Annotated in this window: 20 protein-coding genes and 1 pseudogene; 9 read left to right on the top strand and 12 right to left on the bottom strand. The window is 33.1% G+C overall.

The features are described from left to right. Positions 1–107: 107 nt before the first annotated feature. Both IW18_RS20420 and IW18_RS20415 read left to right on the top strand, forming a co-directional pair. A complete protein-coding gene (locus tag IW18_RS20420) occupies positions 108–884 on the top strand; it encodes a hypothetical protein (protein WP_041520024.1) in 777 nt (258 codons plus the stop codon). Continuing rightward, positions 874–1,359 carry a hypothetical protein gene (locus IW18_RS20415; RefSeq protein ID WP_052480254.1) on the top strand — a complete coding sequence of 162 codons (486 nt, stop codon included), beginning with the start codon at positions 874–876 and terminating at the stop codon, positions 1,357–1,359. The genes IW18_RS20420 and IW18_RS20415 overlap by 11 nt, the downstream gene beginning before the upstream one ends. Positions 1,360–1,420: 61 nt before the next feature. On the opposite strand, the gene IW18_RS20410 is transcribed toward IW18_RS20415, so the two are convergent. The 9 genes from IW18_RS20410 to IW18_RS20370 form a co-directional block, all read right to left on the bottom strand. Then, entirely contained in the window at positions 1,421–1,867 is a 447-nt protein-coding gene (locus tag IW18_RS20410; RefSeq protein ID WP_165587345.1) for a phage holin family protein, read from the bottom strand. Between the two features lie 49 nt (positions 1,868–1,916). Then, a complete protein-coding gene (locus IW18_RS22790) occupies positions 1,917–7,532 on the bottom strand; it encodes a hypothetical protein (RefSeq protein ID WP_052480253.1) in 5,616 nt (1,871 codons plus the stop codon). Continuing rightward, positions 7,533–8,057 carry a DUF6712 family protein gene (locus tag IW18_RS20400; protein ID WP_041520022.1) on the bottom strand — a complete coding sequence of 175 codons (525 nt, stop codon included), beginning with the start codon at positions 8,055–8,057 and terminating at the stop codon, positions 7,533–7,535. It lies immediately after the preceding gene. Beyond that, positions 8,050–9,198: a phage portal family protein gene (locus IW18_RS20395; protein ID WP_041520021.1), complete on the bottom strand. Its 1,149-nt coding sequence runs from the start codon at positions 9,196–9,198 to the stop codon at positions 8,050–8,052. Before IW18_RS20395 ends, IW18_RS20400 begins: the two co-directional genes overlap by 8 nt. Beyond that, positions 9,198–9,593, bottom strand: a complete 396-nt coding sequence (locus tag IW18_RS20390; protein ID WP_041520020.1) for a hypothetical protein — start codon at positions 9,591–9,593, stop codon at positions 9,198–9,200. Before IW18_RS20390 ends, IW18_RS20395 begins: the two co-directional genes overlap by 1 nt. Before the next feature lie 92 nt (positions 9,594–9,685). Next, on the bottom strand, positions 9,686–10,258 hold the full coding sequence (locus IW18_RS20385) for a hypothetical protein (RefSeq protein ID WP_041520019.1): 573 nt from the start codon (positions 10,256–10,258) through the stop codon (positions 9,686–9,688). Positions 10,259–10,350: 92 nt separating this feature from the next. Next, positions 10,351–11,271, bottom strand: a complete 921-nt coding sequence (locus IW18_RS20380; protein ID WP_041520018.1) for a hypothetical protein — start codon at positions 11,269–11,271, stop codon at positions 10,351–10,353. Positions 11,272–11,297: 26 nt separating this feature from the next. Further along, positions 11,298–12,587 (bottom strand): Clp protease ClpP, encoded by a 1,290-nt coding sequence (locus tag IW18_RS22785; protein ID WP_052480252.1) that lies wholly within the window; start codon positions 12,585–12,587, stop codon positions 11,298–11,300. Positions 12,588–12,646: 59 nt separating this feature from the next. Further along, positions 12,647–13,261, bottom strand: coding sequence for a glycoside hydrolase family 19 protein (locus IW18_RS20370; protein WP_115098689.1), 615 nt, complete (start codon positions 13,259–13,261; stop codon positions 12,647–12,649). Between the two features lie 496 nt (positions 13,262–13,757). On the opposite strand from IW18_RS20370, the gene IW18_RS20365 reads away from it, so the two are divergent. The 6 genes from IW18_RS20365 to IW18_RS20345 all read left to right on the top strand — a co-directional run bounded on the left by IW18_RS20365 (position 13,758) and on the right by IW18_RS20345 (position 17,989). Then, positions 13,758–15,233 carry a BT4734/BF3469 family protein gene (locus IW18_RS20365; protein WP_041520017.1) on the top strand — a complete coding sequence of 492 codons (1,476 nt, stop codon included), beginning with the start codon at positions 13,758–13,760 and terminating at the stop codon, positions 15,231–15,233. A gap of 73 nt (positions 15,234–15,306) precedes the next feature. After that, positions 15,307–15,744 (top strand): hypothetical protein, encoded by a 438-nt coding sequence (locus IW18_RS20360; RefSeq protein WP_165587344.1) that lies wholly within the window; start codon positions 15,307–15,309, stop codon positions 15,742–15,744. Further along, the gene (locus tag IW18_RS23245; RefSeq protein WP_160113229.1) at positions 15,745–15,891 is read left to right on the top strand and encodes a hypothetical protein; all 147 of its coding nucleotides are present in this window, start codon (positions 15,745–15,747) and stop codon (positions 15,889–15,891) included. Positions 15,892–15,954: 63 nt separating this feature from the next. Next, positions 15,955–16,992, top strand: coding sequence for an RES domain-containing protein (locus IW18_RS20355; protein ID WP_041520015.1), 1,038 nt, complete (start codon positions 15,955–15,957; stop codon positions 16,990–16,992). A gap of 12 nt (positions 16,993–17,004) precedes the next feature. Then, on the top strand, positions 17,005–17,349 hold the full coding sequence (locus tag IW18_RS20350) for a hypothetical protein (protein ID WP_041520014.1): 345 nt from the start codon (positions 17,005–17,007) through the stop codon (positions 17,347–17,349). 13 nt (positions 17,350–17,362) lie between these two features. Continuing rightward, positions 17,363–17,989 (top strand): hypothetical protein, encoded by a 627-nt coding sequence (locus IW18_RS20345; RefSeq protein WP_041520013.1) that lies wholly within the window; start codon positions 17,363–17,365, stop codon positions 17,987–17,989. A 6-nt stretch (positions 17,990–17,995) separates the two neighbouring features. Here IW18_RS20345 and IW18_RS20340 read toward each other — a convergent pair whose 3' ends face one another. From IW18_RS20340 to IW18_RS20330, 3 genes are read right to left on the bottom strand one after another with little or no spacing between them, the layout of a single operon-like run. After that, entirely contained in the window at positions 17,996–18,661 is a 666-nt protein-coding gene (locus IW18_RS20340) for a hypothetical protein (protein WP_041520012.1), read from the bottom strand. A 20-nt stretch (positions 18,662–18,681) separates the two neighbouring features. Then, positions 18,682–19,302 carry a hypothetical protein gene (locus IW18_RS20335; RefSeq protein WP_041520011.1) on the bottom strand — a complete coding sequence of 207 codons (621 nt, stop codon included), beginning with the start codon at positions 19,300–19,302 and terminating at the stop codon, positions 18,682–18,684. Positions 19,303–19,329: 27 nt separating this feature from the next. Further along, positions 19,330–21,117 carry a recombinase family protein gene (locus tag IW18_RS20330; RefSeq protein WP_041520010.1) on the bottom strand — a complete coding sequence of 596 codons (1,788 nt, stop codon included), beginning with the start codon at positions 21,115–21,117 and terminating at the stop codon, positions 19,330–19,332. Between the two features lie 35 nt (positions 21,118–21,152). Here IW18_RS20330 and IW18_RS20325 point away from each other — a divergent pair. After that, positions 21,153–22,046, top strand: a pseudogene (locus IW18_RS20325) (YifB family Mg chelatase-like AAA ATPase); the annotation flags it as partial. Between the last annotated feature and the right edge of the window lie 197 nt (positions 22,047–22,243).

Below are 22,243 nucleotides of genomic sequence, written 5' to 3'. Positions count from 1 at the left end.
TACGGTTGTTTGTAAAGCACAAAAAAATAGACTTCGAAATAAGAGTTTTTAAAAAAGTAATTCCATTTTTACTTCAAAACAAAATTTTGTTGTATAATTGCTAGTAAATGGAAAATACAGGTACACTAGTTATACGTGTATTAGGTGAGACGAAAGGGAATAAATTATCTCCGTCTAACTATGATATAAAAGAAATTGTTAGTCTATTGGCTAACATTGAAGATATATTGTACCCTAATCAAAAAAACCGCCCCCTCATAACATATGAATTGGGTGAAGGTTCTGTATTGAATAAATTTAAAACTACTATACAGGCAGTTATATCATCTACTGCAATCTTTGCTAGCGTACAAGAAGCACAATCCACCGAGCATTTAGAACCACAAACTGCGAAGGCTATAGAGGTAATACAAAAAGTAGCATATCAAAAAAATTATACATTTGAAATAAGTTCTTCGGAATCTGATTCTGTAATATTAGAAATAAACCCTCAAACCAAATTTGTTATAACAAAGGATTATTTTGTAGAGACCGAACTATATGTATATGGAGAACTTACAGATGCTGGTGGTAAAACTAAACCAAATTTGCATTTGGATACATTAGAATATGGCGCACTAACTATACAAGTATCTAAAGATGTAATTAAAGAATTAGATGGTAATCCTCTTTATCGAAATTTCGGTGCAAGAATTAAGACAAAACAGCATGCAAGTACAGGTGAAATAGACAAATCATCAATCGTGTTTTTGGAACTAGTACAATATGATTCAAATTATGATGAAGACTATCTCAAATCCTGTATAAAAAATGCGACACCAAAATGGCAGGGCTTTGATAGTGATAAATGGCTTGATGAAATGAGAGGAGGCTATGATGCTTAAAGCTGTACTAATTGATACTTGTTTTTTAATTAAACTTTTAGATGACACCAGCGATTTACATCAAAATGCATTGGACTATTTTCAATATTTTTTGAGAGAAAAAATAATAATGAAGATATCTACAATTTCTGTTGCTGAGTATTGTGTAAGAGGAGATTTTGAGGACATTCCAATAAGAAATTTGCAGATAATAAACTTCAATTTAACTCACGCACATCTTGCTGGAGGTTTTGCTGAAATTGTATTTAGACACAAAAGAAATGGTACTATCAGCACTGAATTAAGAAGTATTATACCAAATGATACAAAACTGTTTGCTCAAGCATCAATTGAAGAAAGTATCAACTGCTTTGTAACTTGTGATTCTAAAGCTGAAACTATTTACAAAACAATACATAGTGAACATAGAATGGATTTTGACTTTTGGGATATTAATGTAACCGTCAATGATAGAATAGGTATTTTACCATTTTGATTAATTGAGTGTCTCAAATTATAACAAAATAAAAAACCACCAATTCATGGTGGTTTTAATATTAATCCTTTTTGTCTTTTTTATCTTCAATCAGTTCGTTTAAATCTGATTTTATACCTTTAAGTTTATCAATCATTTCTTTCAATAAGACCCAGAATGATTTGTTTCCTAACTTTATTGAAGATTCATCAATCGATTTTATTTCAATGTAAATCCATAAAGCTGTTACAACTTTTGGTATCAAATATTTGATTCCAAAAAGCGTTTCATTTAATAGATGTTTGTTTATCAGAAATGACATTATAATCGTCATCAGATAAAAAAATAACTTCACTACGATATTGAAAAGTTTATGAGATTTGAAAGATTTTAATCCTTCTAATTTAATGCTGGCATATATTCCAAAAGCTGTATCAAGCAAGACAAAAAGCATCATCAACCAAAGTAAGCCAGCGATTGGGGTTAAAAACGTTCCGATAATCGAAACGCATATTGTTATTATTTTCAATTTTTTAATCATTAATTTTATTCACTCATAGGTTGAATATTATGTTATTTTACCAGCTTGATAGAGCTGCTCTTGTCCAAATCGTACCACCAGCACATACATATATGTAATCTGATGTTGCTATTATTTGACCTGTTGTACCAGAAGTTACACCTTGTGTTGGTGCTTCTTGGGTTGTCACCAAAGAAGTACCTTCAATAATTCCATTATCAAGTATTCTCGCTTTCATCACATCACCTTTAGTAATTTGGAAAGGAATACCAGTCCCAGCTAATGTGTTATTAATTATCAAACCATTACCAGCACTTGTGTGTCTAATCTCTTGTGCAAATGAATCTGAAGATTGAGCTTGTGATTGTATTCTTAAACCTCTTTGACCACCGAATACATAGTTAGATAAATTTAAATCAATACCGTAATTACCATTACTTTGTGTTCTTAATGCTGTTCCATTAGAACTTATATAAACACCAGCATTAGCTCCACGTACATATAACGCTTCAACTGAATCATTACTATTTCTAACAATTTGTAAACCTCCACCAGCTGTAGTTTCTATTGTCTGATATTCATTTTCGTCTTTAATATTAATTGCCTGAGCCATTAGTTTTTTAGCCTTGATGTCATCACCATTATAAATTTCGGGTTGGGTAACCTTTAAATCATCTATGAATACGCAATCTTCAAATGAAACACCACCACTATCTTTTGTATATCTGAATACTACTTCGTAAGTTTGACCAGCAGTGAAATAATAAGTGTAGTCATCCCAGCCATTATATCCCGAACGTCTAAACTCTTCGCTACCATTCACAATGAATCTGAAAAAATCATAATTACTCTCAGATTGAACAAAGTATTTAAATGTAAAATAACAGTTCTCTGCTGGTGTAATCGTATATGTTGCATCAGTTTGACCATTATCAGGTATAGCACCACTTCTTAAAGCATAATTTCCATTATAAGTAAATGCAGATTGTATAAACCAAGGGTTAACTCCAGTTGAAGCTAATGGTGAAATAGTACCAGTTTCAAATCCTTGGTCAAGAATAATTCGTTCTTCAATTAAATGCCCTATCACAACAGTTTTATCAGCTGTTACAGAAATATTACTTCCAGATAAGTTCCCAGATAAATCACTTGTAATTGGTAACACACCAATAACTGAACTATTTGAAATTCCAGAACCACCAGTTGAACCACTTATCCCAAAAACAATATTACCACTAGCATCAATACCTAAATTATTTACAGCTGTACCAGATGTTAAACGTTTCACATTTAACCTATCAACGTAAGTTGTGTTATCTGTGTTACCAGTAATATTTTGACCTAATACAATTGAAAAATTACCATTAGCAGTAGAACCAGTACCGTGAACAAAAGAAGAATATCCGTTGGCTATTGATACATAACCGCCAGCGTGCGAATATTGACCAAATGCCCTAGTAAAAGCACCTTCTGAATGTGAAGCGTCACCACCAGCAATTGTATGTGCTCCTTCAGCGTGAGCAGATGCTCCTGACGCTACCGATACCAAACCTTCTGCGTGGCTGTAATCACCAGTTGCTACAGTTTGAGTACCCTCAGCGTGAGCTGATTGTCCTTTAGCATAAGATTGAACACCTTCAGAGTGAGTTCCAACACCACCAGCAACAGTTGAATTACCTTCTGCGTGTGCTGATTGTCCCGAAGCAACTGTACTAGCACCTTCTGCGTGTGAAAAATCACTATTAGCTCTTGTGTTATATCCTTCTGCTAAAGATGCATATCCATTTGCTCTGCTTGAAGTACCAACGGCAACAGAAAACATTCCATTTGCTTGTGTACTCGCACCAATAACTTTTACTGAATTTGCACCGCTTCCAGCTTCCCAAAATGAATTACCAGTTGAACCACTTGTTCCAATTACGATATTACCAGAAGTATCAATACCTAAATTATTTATTGCCGTTCCAGTAACCAAACGTTTTACGTTTAGTCTATCAACATAAGTTGTATCAGAATTGTTTCCAATAATGTTAGCACCAAGGACAATTGTATTTGTATTATTTGCTTCTGATGAACTACCAAATGCGACTGAATTATTTCCATTTGCAATTACAGAATCACCGTGTGCAAATGAATTACCACCAAAGGCTTTTGATGAAATACCACCAGCGTGTGAATACGAACCACCTGCAATTGTTCCCAAGCCTTCTGCGTGTGATGTATAACCACTTGCTAATGTATATGCACCTTCAGCGTGGCTATAATCAGCTAAGGCCTTTGTTTGATTTCCCTCAGCGTGTGAAACGTCACCACCTGCCGTAGTTCCTGAACCCTCAGCGTGTGATGAATAACCACTAGCAATATTTTCAAAACCTTCGGCAATTGAATAATTCCCAGAAGCAACAGAATTTGACTCACTAGGTACATATGCATTCGTTCCAGTAGAAGCTGACCAATAAGATGTGCCACCGCCAGTTGTACCAGTTACAACTAAACCATTACCGTCTAAACCTAAGTTGAATAATGGTGTACCTCCAGCTATTGTTTTGATATACAATCCATCAACGTGTGTTGTATTATCAAAACTTCCAATAATATTTGCACCTAATACAGTTGAATTAACACCAACAGCAGTTGAACCATTACCGTGAACGAATGAAAAAGTACCTGATGCTTGTGATTCTCTACCACTTGCAAAGGATGCTTCACCTAAAGCAATCGTATTGACACCTTGTGCGTGAGAATAGAAACCAAGAGCCTGTGAACCGTAGCCTTCAGCGTGTGAATAAGAACCACCTGCTTTGGTATAGTGACCTTCAGCGTGAGCCGATTGTGTAGTTGCAGATGTTCCATAACCTTCTGCGTGAGATTGGTTACCAGTAGCAACTGTATTTATCCCTTCAGCGTGAGATTCACTTCCAGATGCAAGCGTTCCACCACCTTCAGCGTGTGAGTTATTACCCAAAGCTTTTGTAGTTGAACCTTCAGCGTGAGATTGATTACCACCTGCAACAGTTTCAAAGCCTGATGCGTTTGAAGTATACCCTGTTGCTTTTGAACCTTGACCTGTAGCAATTGAGTAATCACCAGAAGCAATAGAATTTGAATTTACTGTAACATATGAATTTGAACCAGTTGATGCTGTCCAATAGTTTGTTCCAGTTCCACCAGAACCAGCTGAGCCAATGATAACTTTACCAGTTGAATCAATCCCCAAATTATTTACAACAACACCTGTTCCAACTCTTTTAATATTTAATTGGTCAATAAATGTTGTATCGGCTGTATTTCCTGTTATACCACGACCTAAAACAATAACGTGGTCGTTATTTGCAGTTGAACCTGAACCGTGAACGAAAGAAGCTGCACCCCAAGCGACACTTTCAACACCACCTGCGTGTGATGCATAACCATTTGCCGTTGTATTTTTACCTTGAGAATGAGAGTATACACCAAAAGCAGATGTATCGAAACCTTCTGCGTGAGAGTACTGTCCATTCGCTTCAGATGAATAACCTTCAGCGTGCGAATATTGGCCTATGGCAACAGTTAGACCACCTTCACTATGTGAACCTAATCCTTGTGCTTCAGTTGAGTTACCCTCTGCGTGGCTATAATTACCAATAGCGTTAGTAAATGCGCCTTCAGCGTGTGAACTTGTTCCACTAGCAATAGATGAAACTCCTTCAGCGTGAGATTGTTGGCCATATGCTCGTGTTCCAGCACCTTCTGAGTGTGAATAATTTCCATTAGCTTCTGTGAAATAACCTTCAGCATGGGCATATTCTCCAGCGGTTTTAGAACCAATACCTTCAACGTGCGAATAAATTGCTGCAATTGCTGTTGAACCTGATAAACCTTCTACGTGAGAACCGATTGCATTGGCAACACCTGAACGACCTTCAACGTGAGACCAAGAACCATTGGCAGTTGTATACCAACCTTCAGCGTGAGAGGCTTCACCCATAGCTTTAGTTGAATTACCTTGTGCATTTGATGTTTCACCGCTAGCGATTGTTAAAGCACCTTGTGCGTGTGAACCATACCCTAAAGCTTGAGTATAGTGGCCTTCTGCGTGAGCAACATAAGTTGTAGCAGATGTACCAAAACCTTCAGCGTGCGAAGCTTGTCCAATAGAATAAGTTCCATCACCTTGAGCGTGTGATGAAGAACCGCCAGCAATAGTATTTATACCTTGAGCGTGTGAGTTTTCACCTGTAGCTCTTGTTGAATTACCTTCAGCGTGAGAATAATTACCTTGTGCATATGTATTAAAACCTTGAGCATTTGAAACAAATCCACCAGCAATTGCACCATTACCTGTAGCAACAGCAGTTGAACCTGAAGCTACAGTTAAATTACCTAACGCAACAGCCTCAAAATTACTAGCAACAGTATTTGAACCCATTGCAAGAGTACTTGGTGATGTAGCGTTTACTCTATCACCGTGAGCAAATGAATAAGTTCCAATTGCGTTACTATTAAAACCACCAGCGTGAGCGTATAATCCGTTAGCAACCGATTGGTAACCTTGAGAGTGAGAATAGTTTCCAGAAGCAATAGAATAACCCTCAGCGTGTGACGCCAAACCCATTGCTTCTGATTGATAACCTTCTGCGTGCGCATATTTAGCAGATGCTCTTGTATTTTGGCCTTCTGCGTGCGATGCGAATTCACTAGCTTGAGATAAAAAACCCTCAGCGTGTGAGTTTTCACCAATAGCTTTAGTTTCCTCACCTTCTGCGTAGGCATTCTCGCCTGAAGCTAGTGTTAAGTATCCTGTCGCTAAAGCATTTAAACCAGTAGCCGTAGCTTGTTGACCTATAGCCTTTGAGTGAAGACCAATAGCTTTTGATTGGTAACCCAAAGCCAGCGAGAAATCTCCCGTAGCAATATTTTGTGCATTGGCCGCAAATGCATAGTTACCAGCAATATTTTTCTCACCCAATGCAACAGCAGTTGTACCTGTTGCTCTGTTACCGAAACCACCAGCTAAGGCAATATAACCATTAGCGGTTGAACCAGAACCTAAAGCAGTTGAACCGAAACCTGATGCAATAGAATCAACCCCTAAAGCTGTTGATTGATAACCTTGAGCTATTACATTTGTCCCTAAAGCAACTGAGTTATCACCAATGGCTTTAGCTTTGAAACCTTGCGCCAATGAAGTATTACCTTGAGCTTCCGTTTCGAAACCAACAGCAAATGAGAAATCCCCAGAAGCTACATTATTTGAATATTTTGATTTGATTGAAGATGAAGATGTTCCATTAACAAAAACACGACTATTAGCGATTGCATCTTGTTGAGCAGTTGAAACAGGTTTATCAGCATCAGACGTATTATCCACATTTGATAATCCTAAATCAGCTTTAGTCAATATTACAACACCAGTTTTTCCATTAACAGATTCGACATCACCGCCACCTGAACCGCCATCTTTTGTAAATAATAGAGGTGCTAATACAGACATTAATTGACTTTGACTTGTATAAATACTGCCGTTTACCTGCACTTGATTATATGGTGTGCTAGGCATTAATTGAAAATTTGTATCAAAGTAATTATGTATGGCAATATTCGTATTACCTTGCTTAATTACGATAAAGTTTTTTACATATTTTAATCCATTTAAAGTGAAACTTGTAGAATTAATATTTTGAATTACTTGCATTTATATTTTGCGAAATCTAAATGTTCTATCACCAGCTGGTGCTGATTCAGAACCGTATATGTTATTTTTCCAATTAGGAAATAAGGTTGGGTTTGCGTTTAGGTATAAGCGAATTATTTCCCAGCGTGAGCCAGCTAATTGTAATTGTTGTGTTGAAATATCTTTAAGTGAATTTCTATCAGCAGGTTCACCATTTGCACCCAACTTTATTGTTGCACCAAAAGGTGTGAAATTTGTATTTATTTGAAGAACATATTTTGACATAAAGTAATCGGCCAATAATGAATTCAATCCATCTTGATAATAGTTTATATCAAAGTATGTGAATGAACAACCGCTAAATAGTGGTGCATAATCTGCATTGTCTTTATTCGCTAAAACATCAAAATAAAAGCGGTCACCAAGTGTTGTTTTAAGTTCAACTGTTTGTGCTTGCTCAATAATTGGATTAATCTTTTTAGCATCAATTTTTTCACCAATATCTTTAAAGGTTTGTATTTGTTCTGGTGTTAATAGTTTATTCATTTGTTGATTGGATTGTTTGAATAATTGGTGTTATTTTCCAATTGTTGGTTGGATTTATTGTAGCATGAAAATTTGAAAACAATAATTCAAATGCATCTGTAATGATGCTTCTTTCTTCTTCTTTGTTTTCCCAATGTGTTTTTTTTGCCTCTTTCAATAGTTCACCAGACTGGCCGAATATTGAATTATCACCATCTTCAATTAAGATTGATGGCACGCCAAAAGCTTTTCTAATATTTCTTGCAGAAGATTGTTCACTTGATTCAAATTGCTTATCATCAATATTTGAATCAATATTTTGAATAACAAATTGCTCAGAAAGTGTATCAGAAGCTTCATTTGATTCAAGTAATAAAACACCTGATGAATTTTCAGAACCTTTTAAGTCGTTAATAGTTTTTTCAAAGTCTCTTCTTTCCATATCATCCGTAAATGGTTTGGTAACAAATAATTTCGCTCCGAAAAAACCTTTTCTCAATCCTGAATTTTTAAACACAGAAGCTTGATACTCTGAATCAGCATCATATAAAACTGAATCAACATCTGATAAGGAATACAATTCATTAAAGTCGGCTGTTATATGAAGTATTTGCCCTTTGTATTTATTCCAACCCCCAGCGGCTTGAACTTGTGCTTCGATAATTGCAGGTAAAGCGTTATATCTATCGATGATATTGAAATCTTTCTTTTCAATCTTTTTGCTTTTTGATTTATCCCAATTATCGTAATCGACGAATTTCCCTGAATAACCAGTTGAATCAGCTCTTCCGATTCTTAAATCTTCAGATGATAGTAAATCAACACTAGTTACTTCGTATAAAGCATTGTAGTTAACGTGTAAAAACACATTATTTTGTTCTGAAAACTCACGTGAAACTATTCTTAGTAATTGATTAATGTTTAGGCCTCGTCTGTTTACAATTAAACTATTTTTATTGGTGACATTTTGAGTAAATTCAAAACCTTTTCCATAAATATATTTACTATTTAAATCCACGCATTGCTTTGCAGTTACTGAGGAATTGACAAGGGTTTTAACCAAAGAAGGATAAGCATTATCAGCACCCCAAGCATATACATCATCTTGCTTACTATATTTTATTGATAATCTGTTATCAACATCTACTAATTTTATTTTCACTATTCATTGTCAGTTTCAATTTGCGTTATTAATTCCATCCAGTTTTCAGGATACTTTTCAAACATTGTAATTCTCTTTGGATTTGCTTCTAAGAATCCAAGACAAACATCATCATCGGCATGAGTTTGGCTAATAAATTGGCCATTGTCAAAAGTTATCTTACTTACACCTAAATCAGTTCTTAATTTGAAATTGCTTTCCTTTTCGGTTAAGAGTTCAAGACCATTTTCAAGTAATTCTTTATAGTATTGAGGGAATTTATTTTTACAACTTGTACAAGGTTTTTTATCATAAATACGCTGATAGTATTCAACGACTTCAAGTTTCAATTCTTTGTCATCTTCAAGTTCAGATAATGGTATTTCTAATAATTCTTTTAATCTATCTCTATTCATATTTCATTATTTTATAATAAAAAAGGCAGATAGCTTTTATGACTATCTACCTTTAATTATACTATTGTTATTAGTTTTTGTAAAGCAGTTTATTAGCTAAACAAACCTTCAAATTTGGCTTTAGTAGCGGCATAAGTACCTTCTAAATAAGTTTTATAAGCGTACTCTTCACCGAATCCATCGACACTTGATAATTTGAATACGAAAGAACCATCATTTTCAATACTTGAAAAAGTTCCTTCCGACATTTTTAATCCGTTATCTATACCAAAAACCTTATAAGCATCAACGTTATTTGTTCCTTTGAATTTCGTTTCAACAACCATCACAAATTCACCTTGCGAAAGTTCTTTTATTCTTTCAGCATCAGCAGATGATTGACCGAAAACTCTACAAGCAAATGATTGTTTGAAAGAATCAAGACCATCATTAATTGTAAATTCAGCAGCTGTATTTCCTAATTGTTTAATAAATCCAATTTCAAAACCTGTAGAACCAGATTTTAATGTTAAGTTGGTAACAGTTCCACCACTTTGCGTTAAAGCAGTTCTATCGATATCAATTGTGTTGATAAGAACAGCTTTTGATTCTAAACCACCCTTTGCTCTGTTACTAGTTGAACAGTCATAAGCAATATTAGCAGTTACTTTATTTATACAAGACATATTTTATTTCATCTTTTTTTCTTTTTATGTTATTATTAAAGATTTGGGTGCTTATCTAAAGCACCCATTTCTTCATGTTATATTTTTCCTAATTATGCAGTTACTTTTAATACTGTTACTTCAGATGGGAATGCGATTTGAGCACCGTATTTGAAAGCGATTTTCATTTTTACTTTCTCGATTGCATCGATGTAAACAGTTGAAGCACTATCTTCTTCACCATCTAAATCAGTTCCAATCCAGAAGTTTGATTTTCTACCAGCAACAACTGCTTTTGACCCGTTTAACCCATTTAAAGCAATGATTTTAATTTGTGTTCCAGGAATTGTAATTTCTCCATCAGTCGAATCAGCATTGTAGTGGAATAAGTTTGCAGTTTTTAATGCAGTTGTATAAGTTCTGAAGTAATCTCTACCCATATAGATTGCCATATCTTCAGCATCTAATACTTCAACTGGAATTGCAGTGTATAAGGCATCAATGCTTGCGATAGCATTTGCAGCTGTAAATGTTGCAGCTGAAGTTGCTGTTACACCAGTAGCAGAATTGATTAATTTTAAATAACCGTCAAAGTGTTTTAAATCAGAATTTGAGGTTAAGGTTGTATCACCTTTCCATAAAGCATTCTCCATTTTAGCGGCAACTTTATCAGTTACAGCATCAACAATTTCTTTTTCAAATACAATTTCATCATCAGCTGAACCAGCTTTCATTTGAGATTGGATAAATTTTTGGTTTAATACTTTTGGGTCGAAGAATTCACGAACAGCAATTGGTGCTACACTAAGCATCCTTTGTGAAAATTTCACATCACCACCACCAGCAACATCACTACCAACTGAATTGTTTTGTAATACAACATCAACATCCATTAAGTTGATGGCAGAACTTGATTTAATTCCTGTCTGCAATTGGAATAAAGAGGCTGTTTTTGCTCCTAAGATTGAAGCTTTTAAAATTGGAAAGTTTTGTTCTTCCGTGTAATTAGCCAATTGACTTACATTATATGCCATTTTTTATTTTTTGTTTTTTTCTTATGTTATTTTATTTTTGAGGTTAATATTTGAAAGGCACGGCTGGTATTTTCAGTAGATGCTTTCACGTTTGTTTTGTTTTCTTTTGTGTTTGTTGGATTGAAATCTGAACCGATATTTTTGGCTAATGCTTGGAATTTGGTTTCCAATTCAACATTCTTTTGAGCCATTACTTCAATAATTCCTAGTAATTTTTCAATGTCTTCATTGTTACTTTCAACTGGTTCGTCAATTGATGCTTCATCCGTTTCTGGTTCTGCAACTGCTGGCTTAACCTCTACAATCTTACCGTCAGCATCAGCGATTATTCTACTACCATCAGCAAGTTCATATTCACCCGCTCCACAGCTATATTCAACTTCTTCATAAGTGTATTTAAGTATTTCACCAATTTCAAAAGATGTATTAATAACATCCATTTCCCACTTAGCAACTTCTTTGATAATCTCAGCTTTTGCCAATGGTTCCTCAATTTCTGGTTCATCAGCTGAAACTTCTTCTTCGGCAGTCTTGATTTCTTTTACTTCGCCATTTGAAGCAATGATTGTCGACCCATCAGGCATGATAAATTCACCTTCCGCTGGTTTGTTATCAACAACAATTTTTGCATCAACTGCTGGTACTTCTGTAGCATCTAAATCAGGAAAAACAAGTTCAACACCTGTTGCATCTTGAAGAACTAATTCAGCTTTAATTTTTTTCGATACCAGATTCATTAAGGCATCAATTTTTTTGTTTAGTTTATTCATTAAACTTTCTTCTTTTTCTTCTTTGTTATTGTGTAATATGGCTACCGCTTTCGGTGCAACTTGAAGTTGTGTTGCAAAGCCTAATTCTATCGCTTGTGTTGCGCTTAAATATGTTTCACTTTTAAGTAATGAGTGAATCGTGTCCCTATCCAAATCAAGTGCTTCAGCATAGAATTTCACAAGTTTATCTTCTGTTGCTTTTAGCTCTCCCAGATATTCATTTAGAGTTGAGTAATCGCCAGCTGCTTCTAACCAAGGCAAATGAATCATCAATGCATTTTCAGCACCATCTGGAATAATTCTGTTATCACCTGACATAAAAATTACACTTGCAATTGAGAATGCACGTGTTGTATATGTTGTGATTGATTGAGATAAGTTTTTTAAGTAATTGTATATGTCATTTCCAGCATCAACGTATCCACCTTGAGAATCAATTTTAACTAAAAATGATTCCGCTGTTGATTGTGCTTTTACTTGCTTAATGACATCAAGCAATGTTGTGTCTTCGCCTATTACACCATTTATGTAAATTGTTCCTATCATAACTGAATAGTACTTACACAATGGTTGCTTGTAAAGTAGTACCTAATTATTGTTAGGGATTATTGAAGCAATCGATAGAAATCTTTTGTTTTAGAAATTCTATCTTGAAGGCCATTTGTGCCGCCATTTACCCTTTTTGAAACAGTTATAATTGAAGCGTCATTAACTGTTTTTGTTAAGTTCCATAATTTGTTATTGTCGAAGAAAAATTTGGCTGATTCGAAGAAGTATTTTGTTGAAACTAATCCCGGACTTTTTACACAATCTTCTCCAACATAATCTGAGAATAACTTGTAGTTAGCCTTACCAGTTAATTGTAATGCGCCACGGCCACGATAATTGAAACCATCGCCAGAATTTTCGTCACTGTTACCCATTCTGTTAGCGTAAACTCTATTCGCAATCTTTTGTGGTTGATTAGCGTAGTCTTTTGTTGAATCTAATGTTGGAAAGTATTTCTTGAAGGTTGTTATCAATCCTTTTGCTGAATAATTGAGATTTTCAGTATCCGAATTGAAATCGCCAGTTTCGTGAGCAATTTGGCCGATGAAATGTGATAAATCTTCATTGGTCTGTATTTTCAACACTTCTTTGAGTTTTAAAAGTGTCTTTTTGCCTATAATACCATCGGCAATTAGGCCATAATTTGATTGAAATTGTTGTATTTGGTTCATGATAGAACTCTACTACAACTATTGGATTTTGTAAAGTCTTTAAAAAGGTATTGTTTATTGATAATAAGGAAAAAAACGTGCAATCTATTTGTATTAAGAAGAAACAAAAAAGGTATCATCTAGTAGTATTAAGGGAAAGAGAGAAGGGTGTATACTACTAAATGATACCTTTTTTAAAAGAATATCAAAAAAAGTGACTTTAAGCGGTTGGGTTGAAACTGCATTGAGAAGTATCTTTGTAATAACAGTACAAACAACCAATTACTGTTAGCCATTAATTAAAATTTAGGTCACACCGAGGCCTAAAAAAATAAATCAAAGAATTTATTTTTAAAATATTTACTTCTTTTTAAAAAAGGCAGATATTTATATAAAGACAAAAGAATAAACTTTTAAAAATTTGGGTTTCCAGCAGATAAATAGACGGCCATCTACTGCTGGTTCTGTTACCCATCAAAAAACAGAATCTAACGAAAAACAGAATACAATATGAACAATGTTAATCAACAAATTCCAGAATGGAAAAAACTCAAACGTAATATCATCGTTACCAATTCATGATATATTAAAAACAATCAAAGAAGGTGATTCAAACCTTCAAACAATTCACTCACTACGTCAAATTGGCAAAGCCAACAACTTATTTGATGACATTAAAATCTCGAAACTACCAACATATCGTTTCAATTTTAACTTCAATCAAAAGGCGACCAATAATAACATAAAAGCCAGTACTGGTTTAATTTATATTGATGTCGATGCTCAGACCACAATTACCACAAACGAATACGTTATGGCGAGTTGGAAATCAATCTCTGAAACAGGATTTGGAATCTTGGTTAAGGTTGAAGGTCTTACTTTAGAAAACTTCTCAAACACTTACAATGAAGTTTCAGAATTACTTGGTATCACTACTGATATTGGTGCTAAGAAAGCTACGCAACAAACAGTTTTATCATACGACCCAAATTTATATTACAACGAAAGTAGTTTAACTTATCAGGTTTCAAAAAAGGTATCATCTAGTAGTATTAAGGAAAAGAGAGAAAGATGTATACTACTAGATGATACCTTTTTCAATAAGGATACTGATAAATTAAGATTCAATAACATTGATGAATATTTCAATGATGATACACCTTACGTTGTGTTTACTGAGAATAAAGAAAAAATATGTTCACCATTCATTCCACGGTCAATTGAAGAAGGAAATCGCAATTCAACAATGTTCTTCATCTTATCACAATATGCACTGCTAAATGAATCAAAAGGAGAACCATTTCTAAGAGCATGCGCAAATGTGATTAATAAAAACATTCACCCACCACTAAATGAAGGTGAGTTAAAAGGAATTATTGGAAGTGTTATAAAAAAGCGAGAAGAACAAACACTTCAACCATACTTAAATAAAGAAAGAAGATTATTATTCAATCCAAATATTAAAATGGATAAAAAAGAAAAACAAAAAATATCAGGCCAAGAAATGGGAAAAATAAAACGTGGTCAAACAGAAAAAGAAATTTACGAAGTAATTGAAAATTGGGATTTTGAAACAGATGGTAAGATTACCCAGAAAAAAGTGGCAACAAAATCTGGTAAAAGTATTGTGACCATAAAAAGATATTGGAACAATTTTAAGGATTATACAGTTGATTTAAACAACGGAAATAAGCAAAACAACAATAGTATTGTAGAGTTGAATTCAGAGCCTAAAATAGACGTTATTGAATTAAGCGAAGATGATTTATTCTTGGCGATGATGAAAGAATCAGCTGCTGTATATGCAGATGAATTAATTGAAAAAATTAATCAGAAAGATGAAGTGGAACTTGATTCTATTGACTCAGATTATCTATCAGAAATTTTGAACCACGCAAATATCAAATACATTCAAAGGGCATTAATCCAAGATGAAATTGATAATGGCCAGATATCAACATTGCAAGAATTGGAAGAACGAATGGCCTACTAAAATATTTTTCATGATTTCGAAAAATAATTTGAACTTTTGGAATTTCAGACATATTTATAATAAACAAAAAAATATGACAAAATTTGAAAGAGCAGAAAAAGCCGAACGTGATAATATGATTGCTTTATTTAAACAATTCAACGTTCAACATTATGAATTCACAGAGGCGAATACATTTGATAACATTGATGGTTATTTTACTGGAAGCACTGGTAATAAAGTTGCATTTGAAGTAAAAAATAGAAAAACGAAAAGTGACCAGTATCCAACCACAATAATTGAATCATTTAAATTGGATGCAATTCATGCATCCACAAACCAAACAGAATATGAACCGATGTTGTTCGTATTCTTTGCAGATAATAAAGTGTTTTTTGAGAAACTAAAAACTGGCGGTTATGAAACATTTGTATGTCCAACGCAAGCAACGACAATGGGAAATACTGAACTGATAAATAAGGAATTTGTAAAGATTCCAATTGATAACAAAAATGTGATATCTCTAAAATAAATGGAAGAAAAAGAATTAACGCCAGAAGACGAAATATTGAAACTAATCATGATTCAAATTGAACGATACAAAAAGAATCAATTAGAATTTTTTGAAGCAATTGATGACTTCATTATAACGTCAAATGAAATATTAGATGATGAATAAAAATTTAGCTACTTAGAATTAAGTAGCTTTTTTTGTATATATTTAAAACCTAATATTTAATGAATGAAATTCAATTTTCCTAAACAGCCAGATTGTAGAAACTATAAAACCAAATTATCTGAAGAGCAACAAATTTTGATGAAAATTTCAACTAATCAAATAATCACTGTTGAAGAAGAAGAAATTTTAAAAGTTTGTATTGAATACTATAAAGAAGCATTTGCTTATTTAAAATCAATTAATTTATCTGAAATTGAAGAAGGTGATTTAGCAGAATTAATTCGGTTTATTAAATCGGTTTTTTATATGGAACTCATAACACAGCGCAAATTATATTTTAATTATTTGTATAGAGTTACGACTGTAATAGATATTTTTTTAGAAGATGGAAAAGTTAGAGATTTAGGTTTCATAAAAAATCCACCATTAGAGGTAAATAAAAAAAATGGAGTTTACAACAGAGCAAACACCCCTGATTCAACAATTTTTTATTGTGCTTTCATTCCAAGTGTAGCAATTTTAGAAGTAAAACCAAAAGTTGGTCAAAGAATTATTATTGCTGAATGGTATAAAGAAGATAAGCATGATTTCATAGCGTATTTACTAACAAATGATAAAACAGTAGACAATGAAGGATTAAAATTATCTACGACATCTTTTCAACAAAAAATGGAAAATCAAAACCCTTATTTTGCTGAAATTTTAGGCTTACATTTAGAATTTTTAAGTTCCGAATTTTTAAAAATTATTCCCGTTAATAGTGAAAAAAAATATGAATATTTGTTTAGTGCTTACTTCGCAGATATAATCCTAAAAAATGATTTTGAACCATTGCCAGATATCGAAGAACCAATAGCGCATTATGATGGTATTCTATATCCCTCCATTGCCGTAAAGCATGAGTCTGAAAATTTAGCTATCATACCGCAATCCATTAAAAAACTGATGCCGTTAAAATTGATAGAAGGTATTGTATTAGAAACTTTTTATGACAACCCAAAGTTAGATGAAAGTCCAATCTCTGTTAATGTATTAAGAACCGCAACTAAATTTGATGATGAAAGAATTTACTGGGATGATGACGAAATAAGTAATATTTAAATCAATAATTTTATGTTACCAAAAAAAAGTGAAAACATATATCCAAAAACAGAAGAAAATATTCAAGCAATATTTGATTACTATTTCAGTGAATTCAATGTTGGTCAAACTGGTGCAATTGAAAGATTAAAAGAGAATAATATTTTAAGCTTAAATCAAATTGAATATCTCATAAGGAAATTATCTGAAGCATATATTCCAATTTTCAGAGTTCATTTAAAAACACCTATTGAATTACAGAACCTTATAAAGTATGGATTAGATGCTATAGTTTATCAGGAAATTAAAAAGTCAGGAAGCAAAAGCAGACAAAGTATAACATTAGAATTTCAAAATTTCGTTAAAGAAAACAAGTAATTAAATACCTAAAATGGGAATAATTGACATATTCGAACTGGTCAACAAATATAGTGGCGCAATAGCGGCTTTTGCTGCTATTGGCGCTTTAATTTATGCCAGAAAAGCAATTAAAAGAACCACCGAAGATAATCGTAAACAAATCTTGGTCGGAAAATTTGAAGAAATTTATGAATTAGTAGTGCTTCTTTCAGTAGAATATGGTCATTTATATGATGCGTATATTCTTTTTGAAAAAAGTTTAAGCACTGAAATACCAGAAGAAACTAGAAAGGCAATTAATGAAAATTTTAGAAGAGCAATACTAAAAACGAATGGAAAGGTTGAAATTGAAGACTTATTTACTTTAACTATACGATTGAATGTACTTGCTAATGCTTATTTAACTGGAGAAATTAAGTTTCAAATAATTGGTTACTCTCAATTATTTGAAGCTATAATAAATGTCTTAAAATCTAGAGATTTAAAAGTAAAAGAAGATGAATTTCCAGAAATTTTGCCAACTACAGAAAAGGTCTTTGAGCTTGTGAATCGGATGACTGCCAGATTGGTAGAAGTTATAAATCTAGGCAGTGAGAATAAAGGATATGTAGAGTATCGTGAAACAGTATTTAAAAAACAATTAGGACTAAGAGAATGATAATTATTATTCTCCTAAAAATTTACGAAACTCTTTCTCAATTTCTTTTTTAAGAGGAAATATCAATTTTTCCAATTTTTGATATTCAGAGTCAAAGTTAAATGTGAAACCTAAGTTATCTTCTTTATTGATTTCTTGCATATGCTTATACTGGTCATATGTATTAAAAAAGTCTCTACAATGTATCATATAATTTATAAGCATTACTTCAGTTTTGTCATCAAAAAATAACATATTTCGAGATATATATTTTGTTGAATCAGCGTAGGTATTTATAAAACTATTTTGAGCGTTAGCAATTTCAATACTGTCTACATCGCTATTTTTTTGATTCTTTACGTATACACTGTATATATGTAAAAGTTCCATTAATTGTGACAGATAACTGTAAATTTCCGCTAAACCATCAAATCGCTTTTCGTGCAGTTTTGTAAACTTAAAATTCTCTCTGGACTTTAATTGATTTATATCAGCTTGAAATCGAGAAATCTCTATCGAATGTTGCTTTTTAACTTCTTCAATTTCTTTTGTGTTTTCTTTTTTAATTTCTTCGAGCTTTCGGTCGTATGTGTTTTTAATGTTGCCTTTAACTCTTTCAGTTAAATACAGTGTGAATAATGCTGGTAAACCAACAAAACCTAGTATTTGGTATATGAATTCTGGGTAAGTCATAATAGTATGTTTAGAAAATTTTATTCACCTAATAACTCACGAAATTTAGTTTCAATTTGTTTTTTCAAAGGATAGATTTCAAGAGGCATTTTACTATAAACACTGTAAGCTTCCTGTAAAATTTGGTCATCACTTTTTGGGAAATGCACCTTTCTGTCATATATGTCAAAAACTTTAGCAGACGAAGCAACATATTCTCGTATTAATTTTTCCAAATCCTCAGAAAAATAAATAGCATAGTGATTGAAGTACCTTATAAATTTATTATGTTTCTCCTTATATCTCAAACTAAATTCCTTTTCATACATTTCAACAGTTTTACCTTCAGGAATAATTTTAGTAGGTGATATAAAATCTTGCAGTAACTGCATATTATCATTTAAGATATGATGAGTTCGAGCAAGAACTTTAAGTCGAATTTCGTGCAACTTGGTAAACTTAAAATTCTCCTTGGATTTAAGATGATTTAGCTCTGATTGAAACTGAGATATTTCTTTTGAGTGTTCTTTTTTAAGAACTTCTAACTTCTCGTCAAAAGAATTTTTTACACTCAATTTTACCCTTTCATTCAAGTAAAGTGTTAGTAAAGTAGGAACTAGACCACAAACAAATGCTATGACAATATTGATAAGAATATCCATCTATTTTTTTGATTTAAATATAGCAATTTAAAATAATAATTTGGAGTATTGTATTGGAAGGGACAAATCATAATCATTTGTATTCATTTCTTTTTTAACCTGTGGAATAATCTGTTCAAAAGTTAATTTGGTAAAGCGTGTAAAATCTGTACTTGGACTTTGTGATTTCATATATGCTAATTTTATATCTCGTGTTACACGCTTATCTATTACAATGTAATCCAACTCCAATTGAATCGGCAACGTATCACCAAAATATTCCGTGTAATCTTGCGACACGGTGAAATCATTTAGAACAATTTCTAATACAGTATAACTCACATTATGTTCCAGAATATTTATCTGGTCAACAAAACTGTTTATGTATTTCTTCAATAATTCTTTTGAATTTTCAATGGTTGAAAGATTGTCCTTTATCACTGATTCAACATTTTCTTGCTTATCTTGAATCAGCAATTTATTTGATGCAATTCTTGCTTTCTCTTGCGCAATTTTATCAAGTTCAGTTTCAAGTTTTTCAATTTTCTTTGCTGACTTTTGAACCAATTCAATAACGTTTACATTACGCATTTTACCCATTGAATCTACAACTTGTACATTTTCCTGAATTTCATTTTCTATTTCTTTTTCTCTTTCAATAAAATTGCCCAGATGCGAATCTAATTGCAGTAAGTATTGGTCTGGATTTATTTCATTAATCCTTTTAGATAGTGTTGGTAAATCTGCTTTAATCAATCCCCAAACTGCACTGTCAATTAAATTCATTGACAAACTTTTAGAACTACCGCAAGGTTGTGTATCAGTCCTGCTGGTACACCTGTAACTATTTTTACTTGCACCAGTTGTACTTCTGTAATTTGCCGATAATTTACGGCCACATGAAGGGCAGTTAATTAATTTTGAAAGTATTGTTATATGTTTAGTCTCTTTATCGCCTTTAGTGATATTCGATTTAAGTTTTTCCTGTACCGAATTATAAGTTTCACTTTCAATTATAACAGGATACTTAATTTTATTATTCGAGATTAAATATTCAGGTTCGTTTGGAACCAATTTATACTTTGGATTCTTACGCTTATTATTGGTAATCTTTTCACCAGTGTAAGCTTCTTCTTTAAGTAACTTATTTAAGTTCCGTTTACTGTGGGTATAGGGGTGGAAGCCACGCTTAATACATTCAATTGAAATTCTTTTCACTGATGGACTTTTTACTTCATCTAAACCATTGATGTACCAATTGAAAACGGTTCGTATAATTAACGCTTGTTCTTCATTTACAACCAGTGTATTCTTTTTATTGTCGGTCATAAATCTATCATACCCAAAAAGTAATTTACCACCAATGGACAAGCCTAGTTCCATGAGTTCCTTTTTCTTTCTTTGAAAGCGTTCTAACTTTTGTTTAATTTCAGCTTCGGCAAATAAACCGAATAGAGTAAACATCGTTTCGGCCTGTTGGGTAATGTTGCCCGATTCATCTAATAGTTTATATTCTGAATCTTTGATGTACAATTGTATTCTGGAATTAATAAATAATTCTTTTATTGAATGCAAAATACTTTGTCGTCTCGCAAGGCGTGAAAGTTCAGTTATAAAAATTGTATTGTAGTGCGGATTACTTTCAATAAAACGAAACATTTCATTTGTACCAATCTTTTGGTCAAAATCAGCGAAGGCCGTTTCTTTGGTTTCAATAATATGAAAATCAGTATAACCAAATTTATTTCCGTATTGTCTTAAATCATATATTTGAGCTTCATAGTCTTGAACACTAGTTGAGACCCTTACAAGTAATATTGCGTGCTTCTTTTCCATTGAACAAAGATAATATAAAAGTGGTATTTCTTTAACACATTCTTATTTTGATTGGTCCACCCGGAGCAGGAAAAACAATGTTAGCAAAAAGAGTTCCAAGTATTTTGCCGCCAATGACTTTGCGCGAAGCATTAGAAACCACTAAAATTCATAGCGTTGCTGGAAAATTAAAAGAAGTAGGCTTAATGAATCAAAGACCATTTAGAAGTCCGCATCATACAATTTCTAATGTTGCGCTTGTTGGAGGTGGAAGTTATCCGCAACCGGGCGAAATTTCGATGGCACACAACGGAGTTTTGTTTTTGGATGAATTACCAGAATTTAAACGGGATGTTTTGGAGGTGATGCGCCAACCACTTGAAGACAGAGAAGTTACTATTTCTAGAGCTAAGTTTACAGTAACTTATCCTTCATCGTTTATGTTGGTGGCCAGTATGAATCCAAGTCCGAGTGGTTTTTTTAATGATCCAAGTATGCCAAATACTTCGTCGCCACACGAAATGCAACGTTATATGAGTAAAATTTCGGGACCATTATTAGACCGAATTGATATTCATATTGAAGTCACGCCAGTTCCTTTCGAAAAATTAGCTGATGATCGAAAAGCCGAAAGCAGCGTAGAAATTCGAAAACGAGTTACCGCAGCGCGAGAAATTCAGACAAAACGATTCGAAGAAATTGAAAATATACATTACAATGCTCAAATGAGTAGTAAATTAATTAGGGAGTTTTGTGCGCTTGATACACAATCAAAAGAATTGCTGAAAACAGCGATGGAAAGACTCAATCTTTCTGCGCGAGCTTATGATAGGATTTTGAAAGTGGCCAGAACAATTGCTGATTTAGACAATGCTCCAAGCGTAGTTTCGCAACATATAGCAGAAGCTATTCAATATAGAAGTTTAGATCGTGATGGTTGGTTGGGGTAGAACCTAATACTGTAAATTTTACATGTTAAACCCGACAGGTTTTTAAAACCTGTCGGGTTTGTTGGTTGAGAAACTTGCGGTTAAATACTTATTCAAACTTTAAACTTGCGTTTCTAGACATCAAATATGAGGTAAGCTTTTTTATTTTGCCATTTTCCATTTCAAAAACATCACAAAAAACGGCATCCAAAATGTTT

This window comes from Flavobacterium hibernum (assembly GCF_000832125.1).
GTDB classification, from domain to species: Bacteria; Bacteroidota; Bacteroidia; order Flavobacteriales; family Flavobacteriaceae; genus Flavobacterium; species Flavobacterium hibernum.
This window is presented reverse-complemented; position numbering and strand designations above follow the sequence as displayed.

What these genes read in the sequence shown, in the direction of transcription:
- IW18_RS20390 (WP_041520020.1), bottom strand. Translation starts at nt 9,593, where the DNA reads ATGAATAGAGATAGATTAAAAGAATTATTAGAAATACCATTATCTGAA.
- IW18_RS20365 (WP_041520017.1), top strand. Translation starts at nt 13,758, where the DNA reads ATGTTAATCAACAAATTCCAGAATGGAAAAAACTCAAACGTAATATCA.
- IW18_RS20380 (WP_041520018.1), bottom strand. Translation starts at nt 11,271, where the DNA reads ATGGCATATAATGTAAGTCAATTGGCTAATTACACGGAAGAACAAAAC.
- IW18_RS20370 (WP_115098689.1), bottom strand. Translation starts at nt 13,261, where the DNA reads ATGAACCAAATACAACAATTTCAATCAAATTATGGCCTAATTGCCGAT.
- IW18_RS20400 (WP_041520022.1), bottom strand. Translation starts at nt 8,057, where the DNA reads ATGAATAAACTATTAACACCAGAACAAATACAAACCTTTAAAGATATT.
- IW18_RS22790 (WP_052480253.1), bottom strand. Translation starts at nt 7,532, where the DNA reads ATGCAAGTAATTCAAAATATTAATTCTACAAGTTTCACTTTAAATGGA.
- IW18_RS22785 (WP_052480252.1), bottom strand. Translation starts at nt 12,587, where the DNA reads ATGATAGGAACAATTTACATAAATGGTGTAATAGGCGAAGACACAACA.
- IW18_RS23245 (WP_160113229.1), top strand. Translation starts at nt 15,745, where the DNA reads ATGGAAGAAAAAGAATTAACGCCAGAAGACGAAATATTGAAACTAATC.
- IW18_RS20350 (WP_041520014.1), top strand. Translation starts at nt 17,005, where the DNA reads ATGTTACCAAAAAAAAGTGAAAACATATATCCAAAAACAGAAGAAAAT.
- IW18_RS20330 (WP_041520010.1), bottom strand. Translation starts at nt 21,117, where the DNA reads ATGGAAAAGAAGCACGCAATATTACTTGTAAGGGTCTCAACTAGTGTT.
- IW18_RS20385 (WP_041520019.1), bottom strand. Translation starts at nt 10,258, where the DNA reads ATGTCTTGTATAAATAAAGTAACTGCTAATATTGCTTATGACTGTTCA.
- IW18_RS20360 (WP_165587344.1), top strand. Translation starts at nt 15,307, where the DNA reads ATGACAAAATTTGAAAGAGCAGAAAAAGCCGAACGTGATAATATGATT.
- IW18_RS20355 (WP_041520015.1), top strand. Translation starts at nt 15,955, where the DNA reads ATGAAATTCAATTTTCCTAAACAGCCAGATTGTAGAAACTATAAAACC.
- IW18_RS20420 (WP_041520024.1), top strand. Translation starts at nt 108, where the DNA reads ATGGAAAATACAGGTACACTAGTTATACGTGTATTAGGTGAGACGAAA.
- IW18_RS20345 (WP_041520013.1), top strand. Translation starts at nt 17,363, where the DNA reads ATGGGAATAATTGACATATTCGAACTGGTCAACAAATATAGTGGCGCA.
- IW18_RS20340 (WP_041520012.1), bottom strand. Translation starts at nt 18,661, where the DNA reads ATGACTTACCCAGAATTCATATACCAAATACTAGGTTTTGTTGGTTTA.
- IW18_RS20415 (WP_052480254.1), top strand. Translation starts at nt 874, where the DNA reads ATGATGCTTAAAGCTGTACTAATTGATACTTGTTTTTTAATTAAACTT.
- IW18_RS20335 (WP_041520011.1), bottom strand. Translation starts at nt 19,302, where the DNA reads ATGGATATTCTTATCAATATTGTCATAGCATTTGTTTGTGGTCTAGTT.